The sequence below is a fragment of the Flavobacterium sp. MDT1-60 genome, from assembly GCF_014844035.1.
GTDB lineage: Bacteria > Bacteroidota > Bacteroidia > Flavobacteriales > Flavobacteriaceae > Flavobacterium.
In genome coordinates this window covers 3,245,927-3,266,233 of record NZ_CP062159.1, presented here as the reverse complement: position 1 = coordinate 3,266,233, position 20,307 = coordinate 3,245,927, and the positions used below count along the sequence as shown (strand labels likewise).

The following is a 20,307-nucleotide window of genomic DNA, read 5'->3' as shown; positions in this document are numbered from 1 at the left end:
AATATTAGAATCAAAAAATGATAAATTGGTATTCAGTAAATTAATATAGAAATTTTAAGCAAATGAATAAACAGTCACACTTAAAGGAGGCAACGTTAATTCAACCGAATAATCTCTGCCATCATATGGTGAAGATTCAATTTTTATGGCTTTTGGATTCCCAACACCACTTCCTCCGTAAACTTTTGCATCACTATTAAAAATCTCTTCTAATTTACCTTTTTGGGAAATTCCAATTCTGTAGTTTTCCCGAATAACCTGAGTAAGATTACAAACCACTATTAGATTTTCATCCGAGTTATTTCCTTTACGGATATAAGATAAAACAGCATTTTGATGATCGGAATAATTAATCCATTCAAAACCTTCTCCTGTAAACTGCTTTTCAAACAATGCAGGACGAGATTTATACAACTGATTCAAATCTGTAATTAACTTTTTCACACCCGAATGGTAGTCATACTGCAACAAATGCCAATCTAAACTTTTCTCAAAATTCCATTCATCACTTTGACCAAATTCAGAACCCATAAACAATAATTTTGTTCCCGGGTGCGTAAACATGTAACCGTACAGCAATCTTAAATTGGCAAATTTCTGCCATTCATCTCCTGGCATTTTATTGGCTATAGATTTTTTTCCATACACAACTTCATCATGCGAAAACGGAAGCATAAAATTTTCGGTAAAAGCATAAGTCATCGAAAAAGTCAAATCGTTTTGATGGTATTTACGATAAACAGTTTCTTTTTGAAAGTATTTCAAAGTATCGTGCATCCAGCCCATCATCCATTTCATTCCAAAGCCTAAACCACCAGTAAACGTAGGTCGTGAAACCATTGAAAAAGAAGTACTCTCTTCAGCAATAGTTTGAACTCCATCAAAATTAGCATAGATTACCTCATTAAATTCTTTAAGAAAACTTATCGTATCAAGATTCTCTCTACCTCCATAAATATTAGGTTCCCACTCGCCTTCTTCACGAGAATAATCCAAATATAACATTGAAGCTACTGCATCAACTCTCAAGCCATCAGCATGATAATGCTGCAACCAAAACACGGCGTTACTGATTAAAAAAGCACGGACTTCATTACGACCATAATTAAAAACCAAACTTTTCCAATCAGGATGATACCCTTTTCTGCGATCCGGATGTTCATATAAATGTGAGCCGTCGAAAAAACCTAAGCCATGTGCATCATCTGGAAAATGTGATGGAACCCAATCTAAAATCACACCAATACCAGCCTGATGCAATTTATCAACCAAAACCATAAAGTCCTGCGGTTTTCCAAAACGAGAAGTTGGTGCAAAATATCCTGTCAACTGATATCCCCAGGAAGGATCGTACGGATATTCCATTATTGGCATAAATTCAACGTGTGTAAAACCAGTTTCTTTTACATAAGCAACCAAGTCATCAGCTAATTCCAAATAAGTCATAAACCGATTATGATCAGCACGTTTCCAAGAACCCAGATGCACTTCGTAAACCGAATAAGGTTTATCTAAACCATTATGATTTTTACGCGATTGCATCCAGTTTTCATCCTTCCACTTATAATCTAAGCCCCAAACAACAGAAGCAGTATGAGGCGGTTTTTCACAATATAAAGCGAATGGATCTGCTTTCTCAGTTACAATTCCATTAATATTAGATTGGATTTTATATTTGTAAAGTGCTCCTTTGGCAATTTCTGGAATAAAACCTTCCCAAATTCCGGAAGAATCCCAGCGAACTTGTAATTGATGTTCGTTTCCTGTCCAATAATTAAAATCACCAACAACAGTAACAGATTGTGCAGTAGGTGCCCAAACGGCAAAATAAACACCTTTTACTCCATCAACTTCAACTAAATGCGCTCCTAATTTTTCATATAATTTGAAGTGTTTTCCTGCTTTGAACAAATCGATATCAAAATCAGTAAATAGAGAATGCGTGATTACTTTAGACATATTTGGTTTTTAAGGCAATAATTAATTTTTATGCTTTTTATTCAATTCTGAAATTATCAGAGAGAATTGCTCCTTTTTTAATAACTACAATACCATCTTTTATACTGTATAATTCATTAGTAAAATTATCTAAATGCTTTCCTCCGCTGATATGAACGTTGTTTCCAATGCGTACATTTTTATCGACTAAGGTATTTTGAATAAAACAGTTTTCTCCAATTCCAACATGAATTTTATTGATATTTGCTTCATGATTTAGTTCATCAAGGTCCTGATAAAAATCGTTACCCATGACATAACAATTTTCAAGCACAGTTCCTTCTCCAATTCTGGAACGAATTCCAATTACAGACCTCTTGATTTCTTTAGCATTGATAATACATCCTTCAGAAATTAAAGACTGATTGATAATTGAATTTCTAAATTTTGATGGAGGAAGTAATCTTGGACGTGTAAAAATTTTATTATCATTATCAAATAAATTGAACTCTGGAATATCAGCGGTTAAGCCAATATTTGCTTCAAAAAATGATTCTATATTTCCAATATCTGTCCAATATCCTTCGTACTGATAACTTAGTATTTTATGTTTTCCAACAGCTTGTGGAATGATTTCTTTTCCAAAATCTTTTGTATGCGGGTCGGCCATTAAATCTTCCAATAATTGGCGATTGAAAATATAGATTCCCATTGAAGCCAGATATTTTTTACCTTTTTCCTGCATTTGCTCACTAACTTCAGATTCCCATTCTGGCAATAAAGAAGCGTCAGGTTTTTCTATAAAAGCCTCAATACAGCTTTCATGATTAGTTTTAAGAATTCCGAATTCAGGCGCATCTTTTGCGTTTACGGGTAAAGTTGCAATAGAAATAGCTGCATCCGCTGCAATGTGTGCTTCTAACATTTCGTTAAAATCCATTTGATACAATTGATCTCCCGATAAAATTAAAGCGTAATCAAACTCATGTTTAAGAAAATGCGACATACATTGTCGAACAGCATCTGCAGTTCCCTGAAACCAGGTTGGATTATCAGGAGTTTGTTCTGCCGCCAAAATATCAACAAATGACTGACTGAAAATACTAAAATTAAAAGTGTTTTTGATATGTGCATTCAATGATGCCGAATTAAACTGTGTCAAAACAAATATTTTAAAAATATCAGAATTGATACAATTTGAAATAGGAATATCAACCAACCTGTATTTTCCTCCAATTGGCACCGCAGGTTTAGATCTCGTTTCAGTTAACGGAAACAAACGTGATCCCTGTCCTCCTCCTAAAATAATAGCAACTACATTTTTCTTTTTAAATTTCATTTTTCTCAATTATTAGGTTGTATATCTCGATGTACTCTTGGCAAACTCTTTCCCAGGAATGATCTGTCGCCATTCCCTTTTTTATAACTTTATTGAAATTGATTTTATCATCGTACAATTTCACTGCACGATTTATAGAATAACAAATATCTCCAACAGAAGCCTGATCATGGCATATTCCATTTCCGTCATCTCCAAAATCAATTACTGTATCACGCAATCCTCCAGTTCTTCTCACAATCGGAACCGTTCCATAACGCAATGCGTACATTTGATTTAACCCACAAGGTTCAACTCGTGAAGGCATTAAAATATAATCGGAACCTGCATAAATCAAATGTGCTAATTCTTCATTATAACCAATAAAAACATTGTAATTCCCATTATAATCATTTCGCAATTGCACTAACTGTTCTTCGATTACAGCATTTCCTGATCCTAAAATCAAAATATTGATGTTTTCAAAATTTTCAGATAAAGCCAAAGCTGATGCCTGAGGTAATAAATCCCCACCTTTTTCCTCAAATAAGCGCCCAATAAAACTAAATAATGGTTTTGTCGGATCTAATTCAAACTGCTCACAAAGCTTTTCTTTATTTTTCAATTTACCTGTTTCAAAAGTTTCAATTGAATAATTAGCATCAATCATTTGATCTTTAGACGGATCCCAAACCTCAAAATCAATTCCATTTAGAATTCCTTTTGACTTGCTTCTTACAGAATTAAATAAAGCTTCTAAACCATTTGCTGCATAATTAATCTCATTCAAATAACTAGGAGAAACAGTTGTAACAGCATGAGCACATTTTACACCTACAGCCAATGAATTAAGAGAATTATTCCATTCTAAAAATCCAACATGAATCAAATCAAATTCAGGCAAATAATGCAATTTATCAAAACCAAACCACCCTTGATAAAGGCCATTGTGAATTGTAATTACAGTTCTAACACTTCTGAGACTTTCATATTTATAGGCGTACTTCACTAAAAACGGAATTAATCCTGTATGATGATCATGACAATTAATAATAGCCGGAACTTCTTTTCGAGATGTAATCCAATCTAAAGCCGCGATCTGAAAAGATAAAAAACGCTCTATATCATCTTCGTATCCATATACATTTGGACGATCAAATAATTCATTAATTTCTATCAGATATAGTTCATAACCAAGTTTATCGCTCGTTTCTTTTAAAACACTGAACGGAAAATCGAAATTACCCAGCTTAACAGTAGCCCAGTGGACACACTCAAAGTCATTTTCATTTTTAAATTTGGTAGCATAGGCAGGAACAACAACCCTAACTTCATGACCAGCATTTTTTTGATATTTTGGCAGTGCTCCAACGACGTCAGCTAAACCTCCAACTTTTGCCATCGGATAACATTCTGCACTTATATGAAATATTTCCATTTTAGAAATTTATAAACATCTATTATTGTACTACTTTTATGTTTCCTAAATTTAGGAAAAAAGAAAGTAAAATAAAGACTCCAAAAAAAAATTATTGATATGGCAAAAAAGGCAAACAATCCTACTGAATCTTTAAAAATTCCACAGTTTATCATTATATCAAGTAGAATATGCGCTTTTATTTCCACTAAGTTTGTTACAAATTATGCTGCCCGGTTATTTACAACACCAATAAAACATAAGGTTCCAAAAAGAGAATTGGAAATGGATCACAAAAGCATTCAAAATACAATTTATATTCCTGCGATAGATAAAAGAATTGTTACTTATGAGTATGGAAAAAGCAACAGGAAGATTTTACTTGTTCACGGCTGGTCTGGAAGAGGAACACAATTATTTAAAATAGCCGACGAGTTTGTAAAGCTGGGATATTCAACTATTAGTTTTGATGCTCCTGCACACGGAAAGTCTAAGGGAAAGACAACTATTATGTCTGAATTTATTGCATCAATCTTAGAAATTGAAAAACAATTTGGTCCTTTTGAAATTGCAATTGGCCATTCGCTTGGCGGAATGTCAGTTTTAAATGCAATTAAAGATGGCTTGCAAGTAAATCGAGCTGTAATAATTGGAAGTGGAGATATAGTCCAGGATATTTTGGACGATTTCATTTCGAAATTAGGATTAAAGCAAGAAATCAGTGAACGTTTACGAGATCACTTTGAAAACAAATATCGGGTCAAAATGGATGATTTCTCTGCTTATAAAGCTGCTCAACAAATAAAAATTCCAGTTTTGGTGATACATGATTATAATGATCCTGAAGTTCCTGTTAAAGCAGGAATTCATATTCATAAACAACTTGAAAATGGGACTTTATATTTGACAGAAGGTTTAGGACACCGTAAAATACTTGGAAATCAGAATGTTATTAAAAAAACTATAGATTTTATAAAAAGTACTTAATTTTGTAATAGTTATATTTTTGTTTAATTCTAACTGAAAATAAAATGGATTTATTTGGAGAAACATCAGATTGGGAAACAAAATTAAAACCCATTTTAAAAAAATATAAAGGAAAAAAACATCCTTTAGAATATCAAAACACATATCAATTATTGGTCATGGTAGTGTTATCTGCACAAGATTCTGACGCCAATATCAATAAAATTGCACCCGCTTTATTTGAAAAATTTCCAACACTCAAAAGTTTATCTGAGGCAAGTCCTGAAACTTTTATACCTTATATCAATAAAGTAAGGAATTATCCAACAAAAGCACAATGGTTGTTAGAAATTGTAAAGACGATAAAAAAAGACGAAGATATTCCTTTGAATATGAAAGAATTGACAGCTCTAAAAGGAATCGGAAGAAAATCTGCTAATGTTATTTTAAGAGAAACTCATAAACCAGCTGAAGGCATTATTGCCGATTTACATGTTATACGTGTAGCACCAAGAATTGGAATAATAAAAGAAAGTAAAGACGGAAATAAAGTAGAAAAAGATCTGATGCAGGTTCTTCCAAAATCAATTTGGTCAGAAATCGGAATGGCAATTTCATTTCATGGAAGAGAAACTTGCAGACCAAAACCAAAATGTGAGGAATGTTTAATTGCAGATTACTGTCTACTACCAAAGAGAAGTAATATAAATATTATTTTCTTCTTGTATCAATCAAATAAATAATTTTCCAGGCATCTTTCTCTTTAAATAAAGTAAAAGTATTGACGCCCGAATGACTTAATTTATCATTCAAATAAAACTCATAGGGTGCCCAAACATGCGCCATTGTTCCATCAATCTGAATAGTGTAACTAAGAATTTTTTCCTGAAATTTCATGGAAGAAGGAATTGTCGCAATTGATTTATAAAAATATTTTACGCCCTCATCCGATAATTTATTACCCTTAACAGTGCTCTCACTAATAGATTGTAAAATCATTCTATCCGAACAAACCGATTTTATTTTAATCGTATCTTTTGATGAAATCCTTCAAAAAAATATTCTATGGTTTTCTGAACTTCTTGTTTCTGTGCATTCGCGTATAGCCCGAAAAACAGAAAAAATACCACAACAAAACTCCTCATAATCAAATATTTAAAATTAAAAAAATTAGACACCAAATTGACTTAAATGATGTTGTAAATGTTTTGCAAACATATTATTCCATTCCACTGCACTCAATTTCCCAAAAGACAGCGATTCTTTTCCTTCAAAATTACTTACACCCAATTCATTTGTTTTATTAAGATAGGCAATTAATCTATCCCTTTCGATATCAAAATTTCGCTCATCTTTAATAATAAATTGAGGCGCGGTATGGTTATTTTTTGGATATGGCTTTTCGCTTACTACCGAGTTCTTTACCAATAATTTTAAAATCAACCTTATAAAGGCATTTGGTTTAGGATGAATATCTTCATAAACCATTTCATATGCAATATTACAATGAGCCAGCATTTGTGCAACAGTCATTTTACCCCAAAGTGCTTTTGATTGTGGTGTAAGCTGATTAATTCTGTTGACAAATTCCTGAGAATCATCTGTATGAAAAATATTTTTCATTTTTTCTGTTTATTGAAATTTGAACAATAGTAATAAGTTAGACAAATATATAAAAATTAGGATTTAAATAATAAAAGGAACTATTTCGTATAGATGATATAACATGGGCGTTGCGTTTCCAGCCGCAACGGGTCGGCTGTCGGCTGTATTCCCATTCCTAACGCAGTTCAGGATAAACCAGAAGTCTAGGTTCCAGAAGAAATTCCAACTCTTAAATCCCAAATTCCAATTCTACTCTTATACAGGTTTTATTTTTAAAGTCCCGGCTTTGCGAACCTTATACACAAAGTAATAAACACAACTACAAAAAACCTTTGCGCACTTTGCGGTAAAAAATACAAAGTATTGCAAACAAAAAAATCCCCATCAAATAAATGATGAGGATCTTCAAAAGAAAGGCGACGACATACTCTCCCACATAACTGCAGTACCATCTGCGCAGGCGGGCTTAACTACTCTGTTCGGGATGGGAAGAGGTGAGCCCCGCCGCAATAACCACCTTAAGGTTGTTAGTCTAAAGTCCAAAGTCATAAAGTTGTAAAGTCTTTCGACTTTGGACTTTAATCTTTCGACTTAAAGACTGCTCTGCGTCGAGCAAATATCTTAACATACTGAGATAAAGAAAGTTTTTTATTTATTAGAAAGTTTCTTCTCTCCCGTCTTTTGGACGGGAGAGAAAAGGGTGTACATAAGCTTACGGATTATTAGTACTACTCGACTATGACATTACTGCCTTTACATCTATAGCCTATCAACGTGGTCATCTTCCACGATCCTTAAAAGAAATCTCATCTTGTGGTGGGTTTCGCGCTTATATGCTTTCAGCGCTTATCCCTTCCAAACGTAGCTACTCTGCGGTGCCCCTGGCGGGACAACAGATACACTAGAGGTTTGTCCAATTCGGTCCTCTCGTACTAGAATCAGATCCACTCAAATTTCTAACGCCCACAGTAGATAGAGACCGAACTGTCTCACGACGTTCTGAACCCAGCTCGCGTGCCACTTTAATGGGCGAACAGCCCAACCCTTGGGACCTTCTCCAGCCCCAGGATGTGACGAGCCGACATCGAGGTGCCAAACCCCCCCGTCGATATGAGCTCTTGGGGGAGATCAGCCTGTTATCCCCGGCGTACCTTTTATCCTTTGAGCGATGGCCCTTCCATGCGGAACCACCGGATCACTATGCTCTACTTTCGTACCTGATCGACCTGTATGTCTCTCAGTCAAGCTCCCTTATGCCATTGCACTCTACGCACGGTTACCAAGCGTACTGAGGGAACCTTTAGAAGCCTCCGTTACTCTTTTGGAGGCGACCACCCCAGTCAAACTACCCACCAAGCAATGTCCCCCGCAAAACGGGGTTAGGCCTCAGATAAACAAAGGGTTGTATTTCAACAATGACTCCACAACGCCTGGCGACGCCACTTCACAGTCTCCAACCTATCCTACACATCATTTATCCAAGGTCAATACTAAGCTATAGTAAAGGTGCACAGGGTCTTTTCGTCCCACTGCGGGTAAACGGCATCTTCACCGTTACTACAATTTCACCGAGCTCATGGCTGAGACAGTGTCCAGATCGTTACACCATTCGTGCAGGTCGGAACTTACCCGACAAGGAATTTCGCTACCTTAGGACCGTTATAGTTACGGCCGCCGTTTACTGGGGCTTCAATTCAATGCTTCTCCGAAGATAACATCTCCTCTTAACCTTCCAGCACCGGGCAGGTGTCAGGCCCTATACTTCATCTTACGATTTTGCAGAGCCCTGTGTTTTTGATAAACAGTCGCCTGGACCTCTTCACTGCGGCCCTGTATTGCTACAGGGCGACCCTTCTCCCGAAGTTACGGGTCTATTTTGCCTAATTCCTTAGCCATGAATCTCTCGAGCACCTTAGGATTCTCTCCTCAACTACCTGTGTCGGTTTACGGTACTGGTACTAATTACCTGAAGTTTAGAGGTTTTTCTTGGAAGCCCTTAGGCGCACTATCTCTTTGTCCGAAGACTCCGAGTACTATCGTATTTCCCCAAGACGCGTGGATTTGCCTGCGCATCTTATAGGTAGGTACTTCAACGAACTATTCCGTCAGTTCGCGGCGCTTTCATCACTCCGTCACCCCATCACAGTAATTAGTAGTACGGGAATATTAACCCGTTAGCCATCGACTGTCCCTTTCGGGTTCGCCTTAGGACCAGACTAACCCACAGCTGATTAGCATAGCTGTGGAAACCTTAGTTTTTCGGTGTGCGGGTTTCTCGCCCGCATTATCGTTACTTATGCCTACATTTTCTTTTCTAACCAGTCCAGCATACCTTACGATACACCTTCAACCCTGTTAGAATGCTCCCCTACCACTTACAGTTACCTGTAAATCCATAGCTTCGGTAATACGCTTATGCCCGATTATTATCCATGCTCGTCCGCTCGACTAGTGAGCTGTTACGCACTCTTTAAATGAATGGCTGCTTCCAAGCCAACATCCTAGCTGTCTGGGCAGACAAACCTCGTTCTTTCAACTTAGCGTATATTTGGGGACCTTAGCTGATGGTCTGGGTTCTTTCCCTCTCGGACTTGGACCTTAGCACCCAAGCCCTCACTGCTGAGAAACATTATATAGCATTCGGAGTTTGTCAGGAATTGGTAGGCGGTGAAGCCCCCGCATCCAATCAGTAGCTCTACCTCTATATAACTTAATTCAGCGCTGCACCTAAATGCATTTCGGGGAGTACGAGCTATTTCCGAGTTTGATTGGCCTTTCACCCCTACCCACAGGTCATCCGAAGACTTTTCAACGTCAACCGGTTCGGACCTCCACTGTGTGTTACCACAGCTTCATCCTGCCCATGGGTAGATCACACGGTTTCGCGTCTAACACTACTGACTAAAGCGCCCTATTCAGACTCGCTTTCGCTACGGATCCGTGGCTTAACCACTTAACCTTGCCAGCAACGTTAACTCGTAGGCTCATTATGCAAAAGGCACGCCGTCACCCCACGAAAGGGCTCCGACCGCTTGTAAGCGTATGGTTTCAGGATCTATTTCACTCCGTTATTCACGGTTCTTTTCACCTTTCCCTCACGGTACTGGTTCACTATCGGTCTCTCAGGAGTATTTAGCCTTAGCGGATGGTCCCGCCAAATTCAGACAGGGTTTCACGTGCCCCGCCCTACTCAGGATACCACTATCTATTACACTTGTTACCCATACGGGACTATCACCCTCTTTGGTGTCACTTTCCAGTAACTTCCGGTTCCTTGTGCATAAAATGTCGTGGTCCTACAACCCCAGCATTGCCGTAACAACACTGGTTTGGGCTAATCCGCGTTCGCTCGCCACTACTTACGGAATCACTTTTGTTTTCTTCTCCTCCGCCTACTTAGATGTTTCAGTTCAGCGGGTTTGCCCACCTATCGGTGTACTATGTCTTCAACATAGTGGGTTGCCCCATTCAGGTATCTACGGATCAATCGGTGTGTGCCCGTCCCCGTAGCTTTTCGCAGCTTATCACGCCTTTCATCGCCTCTGAGAGCCTAGGCATCCCCCATACGCCCTTATTTTGCTTATTGTACCAATCATAAAATAAATTACGACCGTTTTTTTTTGTTTTCTACAATAAATTGTAAAAAACGCTTTCTACTTTTTATTATTTTCTTATCTCAATATGTCAATGAACTTTATTTAGTCGAAGGTCAAAAGTCGAAAGTCGTCAAGTGAATCACTTTGGACTTTATAACTTTAGACTTTAGGACTAAAATCGTGGAGAATAACGGAGTCGAACCGTTGACCTCCTGCGTGCAAGGCAGGCGCTCTAGCCAGCTGAGCTAATCCCCCATTTTTAAATGATGAGTTATGAATTATGAGTTATGAATTTGCTCATAAACGCTCAACTTCTAAAATTTCCTTTTTTTAAGACTAAAATAGTTGTCTCGGACAGACTCGAACTGTCGACCCCTACATTATCAGTGTAGTACTCTAACCAGCTGAGCTACGAGACACTCTTATTCTTAAAATTTATTATTTGAACTAACAGCAAGAGTAAAATAGTCTTAAAATTATAATCCTATAGAGCTTCTTCTTTTTTCCCCATCGTGTGCAAGCACTAACAATTGGGGCTCTAGAAAGGAGGTGTTCCAGCCGCACCTTCCGGTACGGCTACCTTGTTACGACTTAGCCCTAGTTACCAGTTTTACCCTAGGCAGCTCCTTGCGGTCACCGACTTCAGGCACCCCCAGCTTCCATGGCTTGACGGGCGGTGTGTACAAGGCCCGGGAACGTATTCACCGGATCATGGCTGATATCCGATTACTAGCGATTCCAGCTTCACGGAGTCGAGTTGCAGACTCCGATCCGAACTGTGACCGGTTTTATAGATTCGCTCCTGGTCGCCCAGTGGCTGCTCTCTGTACCGGCCATTGTAGCACGTGTGTAGCCCAAGGCGTAAGGGCCGTGATGATTTGACGTCATCCCCACCTTCCTCACAGTTTGCACTGGCAGTCTTGTTAGAGTTCCCGACATGACTCGCTGGCAACTAACAACAGGGGTTGCGCTCGTTATAGGACTTAACCTGACACCTCACGGCACGAGCTGACGACAACCATGCAGCACCTTGTAAATTGTCTTGCGAAAGATCTGTTTCCAAACCGGTCAATCTACATTTAAGCCTTGGTAAGGTTCCTCGCGTATCATCGAATTAAACCACATGCTCCACCGCTTGTGCGGGCCCCCGTCAATTCCTTTGAGTTTCATTCTTGCGAACGTACTCCCCAGGTGGGATACTTATCACTTTCGCTTAGCCACTGAGTTTGCACCCAACAGCTAGTATCCATCGTTTACGGCGTGGACTACCAGGGTATCTAATCCTGTTCGCTACCCACGCTTTCGTCCATCAGCGTCAATCCATTAGTAGTAACCTGCCTTCGCAATTGGTATTCCATGTAATCTCTAAGCATTTCACCGCTACACTACATATTCTAGTTACTTCCTAATAATTCAAGTTTAACAGTATCAATGGCCGTTCCACCGTTGAGCGATGGGCTTTCACCACTGACTTATTAAACCGCCTACGGACCCTTTAAACCCAATGATTCCGGATAACGCTTGGATCCTCCGTATTACCGCGGCTGCTGGCACGGAGTTAGCCGATCCTTATTCTTACGATACCGTCAAGCTGCTTCACGAAGCAGTGTTTCTTCTCGTATAAAAGCAGTTTACAATCCATAGGACCGTCATCCTGCACGCGGCATGGCTGGATCAGGCTTGCGCCCATTGTCCAATATTCCTCACTGCTGCCTCCCGTAGGAGTCTGGTCCGTGTCTCAGTACCAGTGTGGGGGATCTCCCTCTCAGGACCCCTACCCATCGTAGCCTTGGTAAGCCGTTACCTTACCAACTAGCTAATGGGACGCATGCTCATCTTTTACCGTTGTGACTTTAATAGTAGAATCATGCGATTCAGCTATACTATGAGGTATTAATCCAAATTTCTCTGGGCTATCCCTCTGTAAAAGGTAGATTGCATACGCGTTACGCACCCGTGCGCCGGTCTCTGCTCCCGAAGAAGCATACCCCTCGACTTGCATGTGTTAAGCCTGCCGCTAGCGTTCATCCTGAGCCAGGATCAAACTCTTCATCGTATATTGTTTGCTCTAATCAATTAAAGCTAATTATTATGCGAATCAGTCTCTATCGGTTCATTTAATTAATCTCTCGATTATCTTACTCTTTATTCTTTTGTCTCGTTGTAAAACGAGACGGCTGTCAATTCAATATGTCTACGAACGTGTTTCAATCTTGTTTCGCTTGTCTCTCAAAGCGGGTGCAAAAGTAGAAAACTTATTTCTAACTGGCAAATGTTTTTTGAAGTTTTTTTTTAAGAAAATTTAATTCCCTTTTTACTTCTCAACTCTACCAATCTATCAATGAACTTTCCCTGTTTTACCTCACTTAACTCTTATCTAAAAAAGTGTTCGGTGAACTTCGTTTGCGGGGTGCAAATGTAACATCCGTTTTCAAATCTCACAAGCTTTTTGGAATCTTTTTTTGAAAAAATTTTTCAATCTTTATTCCTATGCCTGTCAGTATTTCTGTGAACGTCTATCGCTGTTGCGGGTGCAAAAGTAACACCTTTATTTACATTTACAAGGGTTTTTATTATATAATTTTAATCTTTTTTATAAGTAGCTGGTATGGCGGTTTTTATAATCCAAAGTTTTTTTTCCTCTTTCCGGGTTTTGCCTGTTTGGGGTTATTTTACTGTGTTTGGCCGCAAAGGCACTAAGTTTACTTTCCCCCAGGTTTTCCTCTGTTTTTCGTGGTTCTCATAAGGTCGCTAAGTCTTCCTTTCTTCCGGGAAACGATTAGCTTCTTTTGAAAATAGCTCCCCTAGCCCCGATAGAAGTGGAAATCCTTTTGCTTTTTTCTTTAAAAAGCAAAAGATTGAAACGGATAGCGGGAAATAGCTCCTGAAAATTACAATAGTCAAGTTCCAAATTTCAATTGCAAAAGGCTTCTTCCGATAGTTATCAGGATCATTCATATTATATAGTAGTTTTTCCTTCCTTATATATATGTATAAAAACAAACCCGACAGCTTTTGGAAAACTGTCGGGTCGTAATACTATACTAAGTAATGTTATTTATCTTTAGCCTCTTCAGTTTTGGCCTGTTTAGCTTTTGTTTCCCACTGATTCATTAAGTCACCATAGTTTATAGATTTGGCTGGTTTCTGATTTACCAATCGACCCGATTCAAATGCCCTTTGAAGAATCGTTTCTATCAAATAGTCTTCATTAACTTCAAATGGCTTATATTCTGTTTTCAAACTTATGTCAAATAAATTGGCTGTAGTATTTGACACGAACGCTTTAAAACCGCTTTTTAAGGTTCGGATCAATTCATAAGTTGTAATTCCGGTTTGTCTGTGAACCAGCTTTACGAGGATTTGACCTTGTTTGCGTGAAAGCTTTTTTAATCTTGCTTCGAATTCATTATTAAGGTAGTCTTCTACAATTTTAAAATACTTCTTTTTTTCACGATTGGTTTTCAAACGTGCCATTCCCTGATTTAAAGCCGTCAATCGATCTGCAGCCAATTTCGCATACGGATATACTTTATAAACCCTGTTTTGCAAAATTAAAAATTGCTTTTGTGCTTCGGGATCGAGCTTCTCTTTGGTAATGATAATCTCAGGCAATTCAATGGTATCGCCCAAAATCGAATCTTGTTCGGTTAGAATATAGCCCATTTGCTCATTTTCTTTTGGTGTAACCTGAGCCTGGCTTGAAAACGAAATCAATATAAAGAATAAAAGAATGTAGGTAAATCTCATAGAGTCATAATTTAAATGTAAAATTATATATTTATACACAACTCTAATACCAAATTTATAAATTAGCAAAAAAATATTTTATGAGTACTGAATCTATCTTAAAAGATACCTCAATTGCTTTCCTGGAAAGCTACCTAAATAACGCCTCACCTACCGGATATGAAAGTGAAGGACAAAAACTTTGGATGAATTATTTAAAACCATATGTTGATACTTTTATTACCGATACTTATGGAACCGCAGTTGGAATTATAAATCCTGACGCTCCTTTTAAAGTTGTAATCGAAGGTCATGCTGATGAAATTTCGTGGTATGTAAATTATATTACAGATGATGGTTTACTATATGTAATACGTAATGGTGGTTCTGATCATCAGATTGCACCATCGAAAAGAGTTAATATTCATACTAAAAAAGGAATTGTAAAAGGTGTTTTTGGATGGCCTGCGATTCACACTCGTTTGCGTGATAAGGAGGAGATCCCGAAATTGAGTAACATTTTTATTGATCTGGGTTGCGAAACCAAAGAGCAAGTTCTTGAAATGGGTGTTCATGTAGGTTGTGTAATTACTTATCCGGATGAATTCATGATTTTGAATGAGAATAAATTCGTTTGTCGTGCGATCGATAATAGAATGGGCGGTTTTATGATTGCTGAAGTAGCACGTCTATTACATGAAAACAAAAAAACACTTCCGTTTGGCTTGTACATTGTAAACTCAGTTCAGGAAGAAATTGGTTTACGTGGTGCCGAAATGATTGCACAAACAATTAAACCAAATGTGGCTATTGTTACAGATGTTTGCCACGATACCACTACTCCAATGATTGATAAAAAAGTAGAAGGCGATCTTAAAATGGGTAAAGGTCCTGTAATTGCTTATGCACCTGCAGTTCAAAATAAATTACGCGATTTAATTGTGGATACGGCGGAAGAAAATGAAATTCCATTTCAGCGTCATGCTACTTCAAGAGCGACCGGAACAGATACTGATGCTTTTGCTTATAGCAACGGCGGTGTAGCCTCTGCATTGATTTCGTTACCTTTACGTTATATGCATACTACTGTGGAAATGGTTCATAGAGAGGACGTTGAAAATGTGATTCAGTTGATTTATGAATCATTATTGAAAATTGAAAACAACGAAACCTTCTCCTATTTCAAATAAAAGAAATTTAAAATGTCAATTCGGTTATTATTAGCCGAATTGACAAATAAAAAATAGCATGAAAATACTACTACTCGAAGACGATTTTACTTTATCTAAAGAGATCTCAGCATTCTTTACTTCAAAAGAATTCGAGTGTGTACCATATTATGATGGTTCATTATTATTGAAAAAGTATTTTCCATCTGAATACGATTTAATCATTCTTGATATTAATGTTCCAGGGACAAACGGAATCGACGTTTGCAAGGGAATTCGCGAAGTTGATAAAAAGATACCTATTATAATGTTAACCGCTTTTAGCGAAATTGAAGATAAATTAGCTTCATTTGATAATGGTGCAGATGATTATCTGGTTAAACCTTTTCATTTTGAGGAATTGTATGCCCGTATTTCGTCGCTTTTAAGACGAAAAGAAATTCCACAGCAAAGTGAAAGTAAAATTGTTATTGAAGATTTAGAAATTTTGGAAGATGATATGAAAGTATTTCGTTCAGGAGAAGAAATCAAACTGACTCCAAAAGAATTTAAATTAATTCTGATTTTGGCTCATGCCAAAGGAAAAGTATTATCAAAACAATTTATTGCCGAGAAACTTTGGGATTATCATATTGAAACCAATCAAAATACGATTGAGGTTTATATCAATTTTTTAAGAAAGAAAATTGATATAAACCACGAAACAAAACTGATTCGAACCAAAATTGGGTATGGATATTATTTAAGCGCTCAGGAATGACATTAAAAAACCGGATATCGCTTTTAGTTAGTTTGCTTTTTACAATCCTATTTGGGTTGGCATCTACTGTGATATTTGTTTTGTATTCTAATTTTAGAAAAGAAGAATTTCGAGACCGTTTGGAAATAAAAGCACTTTCGAACATTAAGCTTTTAGTGAATGTTAAGGAAGTTGATGATCAGCTTTTAAAAATAATTGATCAAAACTCAATTAATAAATTGTATGATGAAAAAACATTAGTCTTTGATTCTAACTACAAATTAATCTATAGCAGTATTGATGATGCCAAAATAAGCTGGTCTATTGAAGATTTAAAATACCTTAAAAAACATAAAACCTTTTTTAAACAGCAAGGTGATTATGAAGTTTACGGTGTTTTCTATGATACAAAAGACAAAGATTTTTATGCGTTAATATCAGCAACGGATGATTATGGCAAACGAAAACTACTTTTTCTGAGATATACCTTAATTATATCTTATATCTTTTTTACCTGTATTTGTTGGGTTCTTACTTCATTTATGGTTAAAAAAGCCATGAGCCCATTGAGTATTTTTCATCAGAAAATAAAAAATATAAACGAGAACAATCTTGACACTCGTGTAGAATCAAAAAGCACTAAAAATGAAATTGATTTGATCGCCAATGAATTTAACTTCATGATGGATCGAATTGAAATCTCTTATCAAAAACAAAAAGAATTTACGGCGCATGCTTCGCACGAGCTTAGAACTCCACTGTCCAGAATAACTTCGCAAATTGAAAATACAATTACCGATTCTTCAACATCTGATAAAGGAAAATATTTCTTAAATACCATTTTATCCGATGTCAATCAATTAACGGAACTGATTAATTCATTATTAATTCTTTCTAAAATAGACAATAAGAATCATGAAAATTATGAAGAACATCGAATGGATGAAATTCTGTTTTCAGCTATTGAAAATTTAAATAAAAGCTTTCCGGATTTTGTTATTCTTTTTGAGATGGAAGAAAACGATAATTTAGACACTGCTTTAGAAATTAAAGGAAATAAAAACTTACTCGAAATTGCTTTAAGTAATGTTTTAAAAAATGCCTGTGTTTACTCAGATAATAAGCAAGCCAAAGTAAAAATTAGCACTGATAATGAACATCTTATTATTTCCATTTCAAATACTGGCAATACATTAAGCGAAAACGAGCAAAAAAACCTTTTTCAGCCCTTTATGCGTGGTGAAAACTCAAAAGGCACCACCGGATTTGGACTCGGATTGCGCATTGTCAACCGTATTTTAATCCTTCATAAAGGTGAAATCAAATACAGTATCCCTAAAAAAAACACCAATCTCTTTCAATTGACTTTTCATTAAAATCACTTTAACTTCAATCTAAATCATTTTTAAGGTCTTTTTAAGGTCATTGTTAAGGTCTCTTAAAGTTTTGCGATAGCATCTTTGTATCAAATAAAACTGATACAATGAAAAAGTTAATTGCATTACTATTTCTGATTTTAGCAAGTCAGGTAGGTTTGGCTCAAAAAACAGTCACTCTCGAAGATTGTGAAAGCCAATTTTTGAAAAACAATCTTTTTTTGCTGGCCTCTCAATACAATATTGATGCTTCAAAAGCACTGACTATTCAAGCCCGAATTTGGGATAATCCAACGATTACCGCAGAATTAAATGCTTATAATCCAGAAAGAAATCAATATTTCGATATTGGAAAAGACGGACAGAAAGCATTTGGTATCGAACAGCTTATTTACTTAGGCGGAAAAAAACGCAATGAAGTAAAACTGGCTCAAACTAATGAGCAATTGGCTGAATTACAATTTAATGATTTACTAAGAACCTTAAAATTGCAATTACGCAAGAGCTTTTACACCGTTTATTACAATACAAAAAGTCTTGAAACTACTGATAAACAACTGGCTCATATTGAAGATTTAATCAACTCCTACTCTATTCAGGCACAAAAAGGAAATATTCCTTTGAAAGATGTTGTTCGCTTGCAATCACTTTATCTAAACTTCAAAAATGAAAGAATGGAGGTGGTTAATAACAACATTGAGGAGCAGGCAAATTTGAAATTGTTATTAAACTCAACTGAAACTGTTGTTCCAATTGTTTCGGATACAGAATTCAATAAATATCTAAAAACTATCAATTTTGATTTAAAGTCATTTGAAGATCAAGCTATCGCCAATCGCCCAGATTATTTAGCTAAACAAAAAGAAATCGATGCCAACGAAATCAATGTAAAATGGCAAAAATCACTTTCAGTTCCTGATATTACTGTAGGTGCGAACTATGATCAACGAAGTGGTGCTTTTAATAAAGAAGCTAATTTAACGCTTGGGATTCCGCTTCCCCTTTGGAACAAAAATAAAGGAAACATAAAATATGCCCAAACTATTTTAGAGCAATCTAAAGTCGAAAAACAAAATTTTGATTTGCAATTGCAAACTGAAATTACATCGGCATGGAATAAATGGGATGAATCACGCAAAAATTATGCTGTTATAAAACCAACTGTTAACGCTGATTTTGATGCAGTTTATAATGGAATGTTAACCAATTTTCAAAAACGAAACGTGAGCTTACTAGAATTTACAGATTTTATGGAAAGCTATAATCAGGCCACCGTTCAGGTTAATGAATTAAAGAAAAAACTAGCACTTTCTGGAGAAGAATTAAACAGTACCATCAACAAAGACTTATTTTAAAATTAAATAAAGATGAAACATAAACTAATAATAGGAATTGCAATTATGAGTCTGGCATTCGCAAGCTGTAAAAAAGAAGTTGAAAATCCGCAGACTAATACTTCTTTTGCATTAAGTGATTCAATGCTAAAAACGACTACAACAGCTGTCGCACAAAAGCAACCTGTAAAAAACGAATTGAGTTTTTACGGAAAAATTACAGCTGACAATAATAAAATGATTGATGTTTATCCGCTAGTGGGTGGAAATGTCATTAAAGTAAATGTAGAACTTGGAGATTACGTACACAAGGGACAAGTTTTGGCTACGATTAAAAGTACTGATATTGCTGATTTTGAAAAACAATCTCTTGATGCGAAAAGTGATTTATTAGTGGCAAAGAACAATTTAAAAGTGGCGACAGAATTATTTGACGGAAAATTAAATTCGGAGAGCGATGTTTTACAGGCGAAATCTGAAGTTGCTAAAGCACAATCACAATTAGGCAAAATTCAGGAAACGTATAAAATCTACAATATTAAAGCGGGTTCCATTTATGAAGTAACAGCTCCAATTAGTGGTTTTATCATTCAGAAAAGTATCAATCAGGATATGCTTTTGAGAAGTGACCGTTCTGAAAACATCTTTGATATTGCTGAAATCAGTGAAGTTTGGGCAATGGCCAACATCAATGAAACCGATATTGATAAAGTGAAATTAGGAATTGATGCTGATGTAACCACTTTAAGTTATCCTGATAAAGTTTTTAAAGGAAAAGTAGATAAAATTTTCAATGTAATTGATCCGGAAACCAAAGCGATGCAGGCACGTATAAAACTGCAAAACCCAGGATATTTATTGAAACCTGATATGAATGCCAACATCAAATTATCTTTTAAAGAAGATAAATCTTTGATAGCTATTCCGAGTGATGCTATTGTTTTTGATAAAAGTAAAAATTTCGTCATGGTTTTTAAAGATCGTCACAATATCGAAACCAGACAGGTTGAAGTTTACAGTGTTGTCGGAGACACTACTTACATTTCAAGTGGCTTAAAAGAAAACGAAAAAGTCATTACCAATAATCAGTTATTTATTTATCGCGCCTTAAACGAATAAG

General features: G+C 36.5%; 13 protein-coding genes, 2 tRNA genes and 3 rRNA genes. 7 read left to right on the top strand and 11 right to left on the bottom strand.

The window, feature by feature from the left end:
- Positions 1-54: 54 nt before the first annotated feature.
- The 3 genes from glgB to IHE43_RS13505 are packed head-to-tail and all read right to left on the bottom strand — an operon-like array spanning position 55 to position 4,694.
- Positions 55-1,959: a 1,4-alpha-glucan branching protein GlgB gene (glgB, locus tag IHE43_RS13515; RefSeq protein WP_192184368.1), complete on the bottom strand. Its 1,905-nt coding sequence runs from the start codon at positions 1,957-1,959 to the stop codon at positions 55-57.
- A gap of 37 nt (positions 1,960-1,996) precedes the next feature.
- Positions 1,997-3,277 carry a glucose-1-phosphate adenylyltransferase gene (locus tag IHE43_RS13510; RefSeq protein WP_192184367.1) on the bottom strand — a complete coding sequence of 427 codons (1,281 nt, stop codon included), beginning with the start codon at positions 3,275-3,277 and terminating at the stop codon, positions 1,997-1,999.
- Complete coding sequence (locus IHE43_RS13505) at positions 3,267-4,694, bottom strand: glycogen synthase (protein ID WP_192184366.1); 1,428 nt, start codon at positions 4,692-4,694, stop codon at positions 3,267-3,269. The genes IHE43_RS13510 and IHE43_RS13505 overlap by 11 nt, the downstream gene beginning before the upstream one ends.
- Positions 4,695-4,793: 99 nt before the next feature.
- Here IHE43_RS13505 and IHE43_RS13500 point away from each other — a divergent pair, with 99 nt between their 5' ends.
- Positions 4,794-5,660, top strand: coding sequence for an alpha/beta fold hydrolase (locus tag IHE43_RS13500; protein ID WP_192184365.1), 867 nt, complete (start codon positions 4,794-4,796; stop codon positions 5,658-5,660).
- A gap of 44 nt (positions 5,661-5,704) precedes the next feature.
- On the top strand, positions 5,705-6,382 hold the full coding sequence (gene nth, locus IHE43_RS13495; protein WP_192184364.1) for an endonuclease III: 678 nt from the start codon (positions 5,705-5,707) through the stop codon (positions 6,380-6,382).
- Here the strand turns inward: nth and IHE43_RS13490 are convergent.
- The 8 genes from IHE43_RS13490 to IHE43_RS13455 form a co-directional block, all read right to left on the bottom strand.
- Positions 6,351-6,638, bottom strand: a complete 288-nt coding sequence (locus IHE43_RS13490) for a hypothetical protein (protein ID WP_225585112.1) — start codon at positions 6,636-6,638, stop codon at positions 6,351-6,353. The two genes, nth and IHE43_RS13490, sit on opposite strands and share 32 nt — an antisense overlap.
- Before the next feature lie 171 nt (positions 6,639-6,809).
- Positions 6,810-7,262 carry a DUF1569 domain-containing protein gene (locus IHE43_RS13485; protein ID WP_192184363.1) on the bottom strand — a complete coding sequence of 151 codons (453 nt, stop codon included), beginning with the start codon at positions 7,260-7,262 and terminating at the stop codon, positions 6,810-6,812.
- Between the two features lie 393 nt (positions 7,263-7,655).
- Positions 7,656-7,765, bottom strand: a 5S ribosomal RNA gene (gene rrf, locus IHE43_RS13480).
- Between the two features lie 181 nt (positions 7,766-7,946).
- Positions 7,947-10,830 (bottom strand): 23S ribosomal RNA (locus tag IHE43_RS13475).
- 191 nt (positions 10,831-11,021) lie between these two features.
- A tRNA-Ala gene (locus IHE43_RS13470) sits at positions 11,022-11,095 on the bottom strand.
- Positions 11,096-11,185: 90 nt separating this feature from the next.
- Positions 11,186-11,259: transfer RNA gene (locus tag IHE43_RS13465), tRNA-Ile, on the bottom strand.
- Between the two features lie 123 nt (positions 11,260-11,382).
- Positions 11,383-12,896 (bottom strand): 16S ribosomal RNA (locus IHE43_RS13460).
- The 16S, 23S and 5S rRNA genes sit together here with 2 tRNA genes alongside, the layout of an rRNA operon.
- Before the next feature lie 998 nt (positions 12,897-13,894).
- On the bottom strand, positions 13,895-14,590 hold the full coding sequence (locus IHE43_RS13455) for a DUF4294 domain-containing protein (protein ID WP_192184362.1): 696 nt from the start codon (positions 14,588-14,590) through the stop codon (positions 13,895-13,897).
- 80 nt (positions 14,591-14,670) lie between these two features.
- Here IHE43_RS13455 and IHE43_RS13450 point away from each other — a divergent pair, with 80 nt between their 5' ends.
- From IHE43_RS13450 to IHE43_RS13430, 5 genes are all read left to right on the top strand, one after another.
- Positions 14,671-15,759: a M42 family metallopeptidase gene (locus IHE43_RS13450; RefSeq protein WP_192184361.1), complete on the top strand. Its 1,089-nt coding sequence runs from the start codon at positions 14,671-14,673 to the stop codon at positions 15,757-15,759.
- A 58-nt stretch (positions 15,760-15,817) separates the two neighbouring features.
- Positions 15,818-16,498, top strand: coding sequence for a response regulator transcription factor (locus IHE43_RS13445; protein WP_192184360.1), 681 nt, complete (start codon positions 15,818-15,820; stop codon positions 16,496-16,498).
- Positions 16,495-17,853, top strand: coding sequence for a HAMP domain-containing sensor histidine kinase (locus IHE43_RS13440; RefSeq protein WP_192184359.1), 1,359 nt, complete (start codon positions 16,495-16,497; stop codon positions 17,851-17,853). The genes IHE43_RS13445 and IHE43_RS13440 overlap by 4 nt, the downstream gene beginning before the upstream one ends.
- 107 nt (positions 17,854-17,960) lie before the next feature.
- A complete protein-coding gene (locus tag IHE43_RS13435; protein WP_192184358.1) occupies positions 17,961-19,208 on the top strand; it encodes a TolC family protein in 1,248 nt (415 codons plus the stop codon).
- A gap of 12 nt (positions 19,209-19,220) precedes the next feature.
- Entirely contained in the window at positions 19,221-20,306 is a 1,086-nt protein-coding gene (locus IHE43_RS13430; protein WP_192184357.1) for an efflux RND transporter periplasmic adaptor subunit, read from the top strand.
- Position 20,307 lies beyond the last annotated feature (1 nt).

Excerpts from the sequence above, each read along its gene's own strand:
- glgB (WP_192184368.1), bottom strand. The coding sequence starts at position 1,959 with ATGTCTAAAGTAATCACGCATTCTCTATTTACTGATTTTGATATCGAT.
- IHE43_RS13510 (WP_192184367.1), bottom strand. The coding sequence starts at position 3,277 with ATGAAATTTAAAAAGAAAAATGTAGTTGCTATTATTTTAGGAGGAGGA.
- IHE43_RS13505 (WP_192184366.1), bottom strand. The coding sequence starts at position 4,694 with ATGGAAATATTTCATATAAGTGCAGAATGTTATCCGATGGCAAAAGTT.
- IHE43_RS13500 (WP_192184365.1), top strand. The coding sequence starts at position 4,794 with ATGGCAAAAAAGGCAAACAATCCTACTGAATCTTTAAAAATTCCACAG.
- nth (WP_192184364.1), top strand. The coding sequence starts at position 5,705 with ATGGATTTATTTGGAGAAACATCAGATTGGGAAACAAAATTAAAACCC.
- IHE43_RS13490 (WP_225585112.1), bottom strand. The coding sequence starts at position 6,638 with ATGATTTTACAATCTATTAGTGAGAGCACTGTTAAGGGTAATAAATTA.
- IHE43_RS13485 (WP_192184363.1), bottom strand. The coding sequence starts at position 7,262 with ATGAAAAATATTTTTCATACAGATGATTCTCAGGAATTTGTCAACAGA.
- IHE43_RS13455 (WP_192184362.1), bottom strand. The coding sequence starts at position 14,590 with ATGAGATTTACCTACATTCTTTTATTCTTTATATTGATTTCGTTTTCA.
- IHE43_RS13450 (WP_192184361.1), top strand. The coding sequence starts at position 14,671 with ATGAGTACTGAATCTATCTTAAAAGATACCTCAATTGCTTTCCTGGAA.
- IHE43_RS13445 (WP_192184360.1), top strand. The coding sequence starts at position 15,818 with ATGAAAATACTACTACTCGAAGACGATTTTACTTTATCTAAAGAGATC.
- IHE43_RS13440 (WP_192184359.1), top strand. The coding sequence starts at position 16,495 with ATGACATTAAAAAACCGGATATCGCTTTTAGTTAGTTTGCTTTTTACA.
- IHE43_RS13435 (WP_192184358.1), top strand. The coding sequence starts at position 17,961 with ATGAAAAAGTTAATTGCATTACTATTTCTGATTTTAGCAAGTCAGGTA.
- IHE43_RS13430 (WP_192184357.1), top strand. The coding sequence starts at position 19,221 with ATGAAACATAAACTAATAATAGGAATTGCAATTATGAGTCTGGCATTC.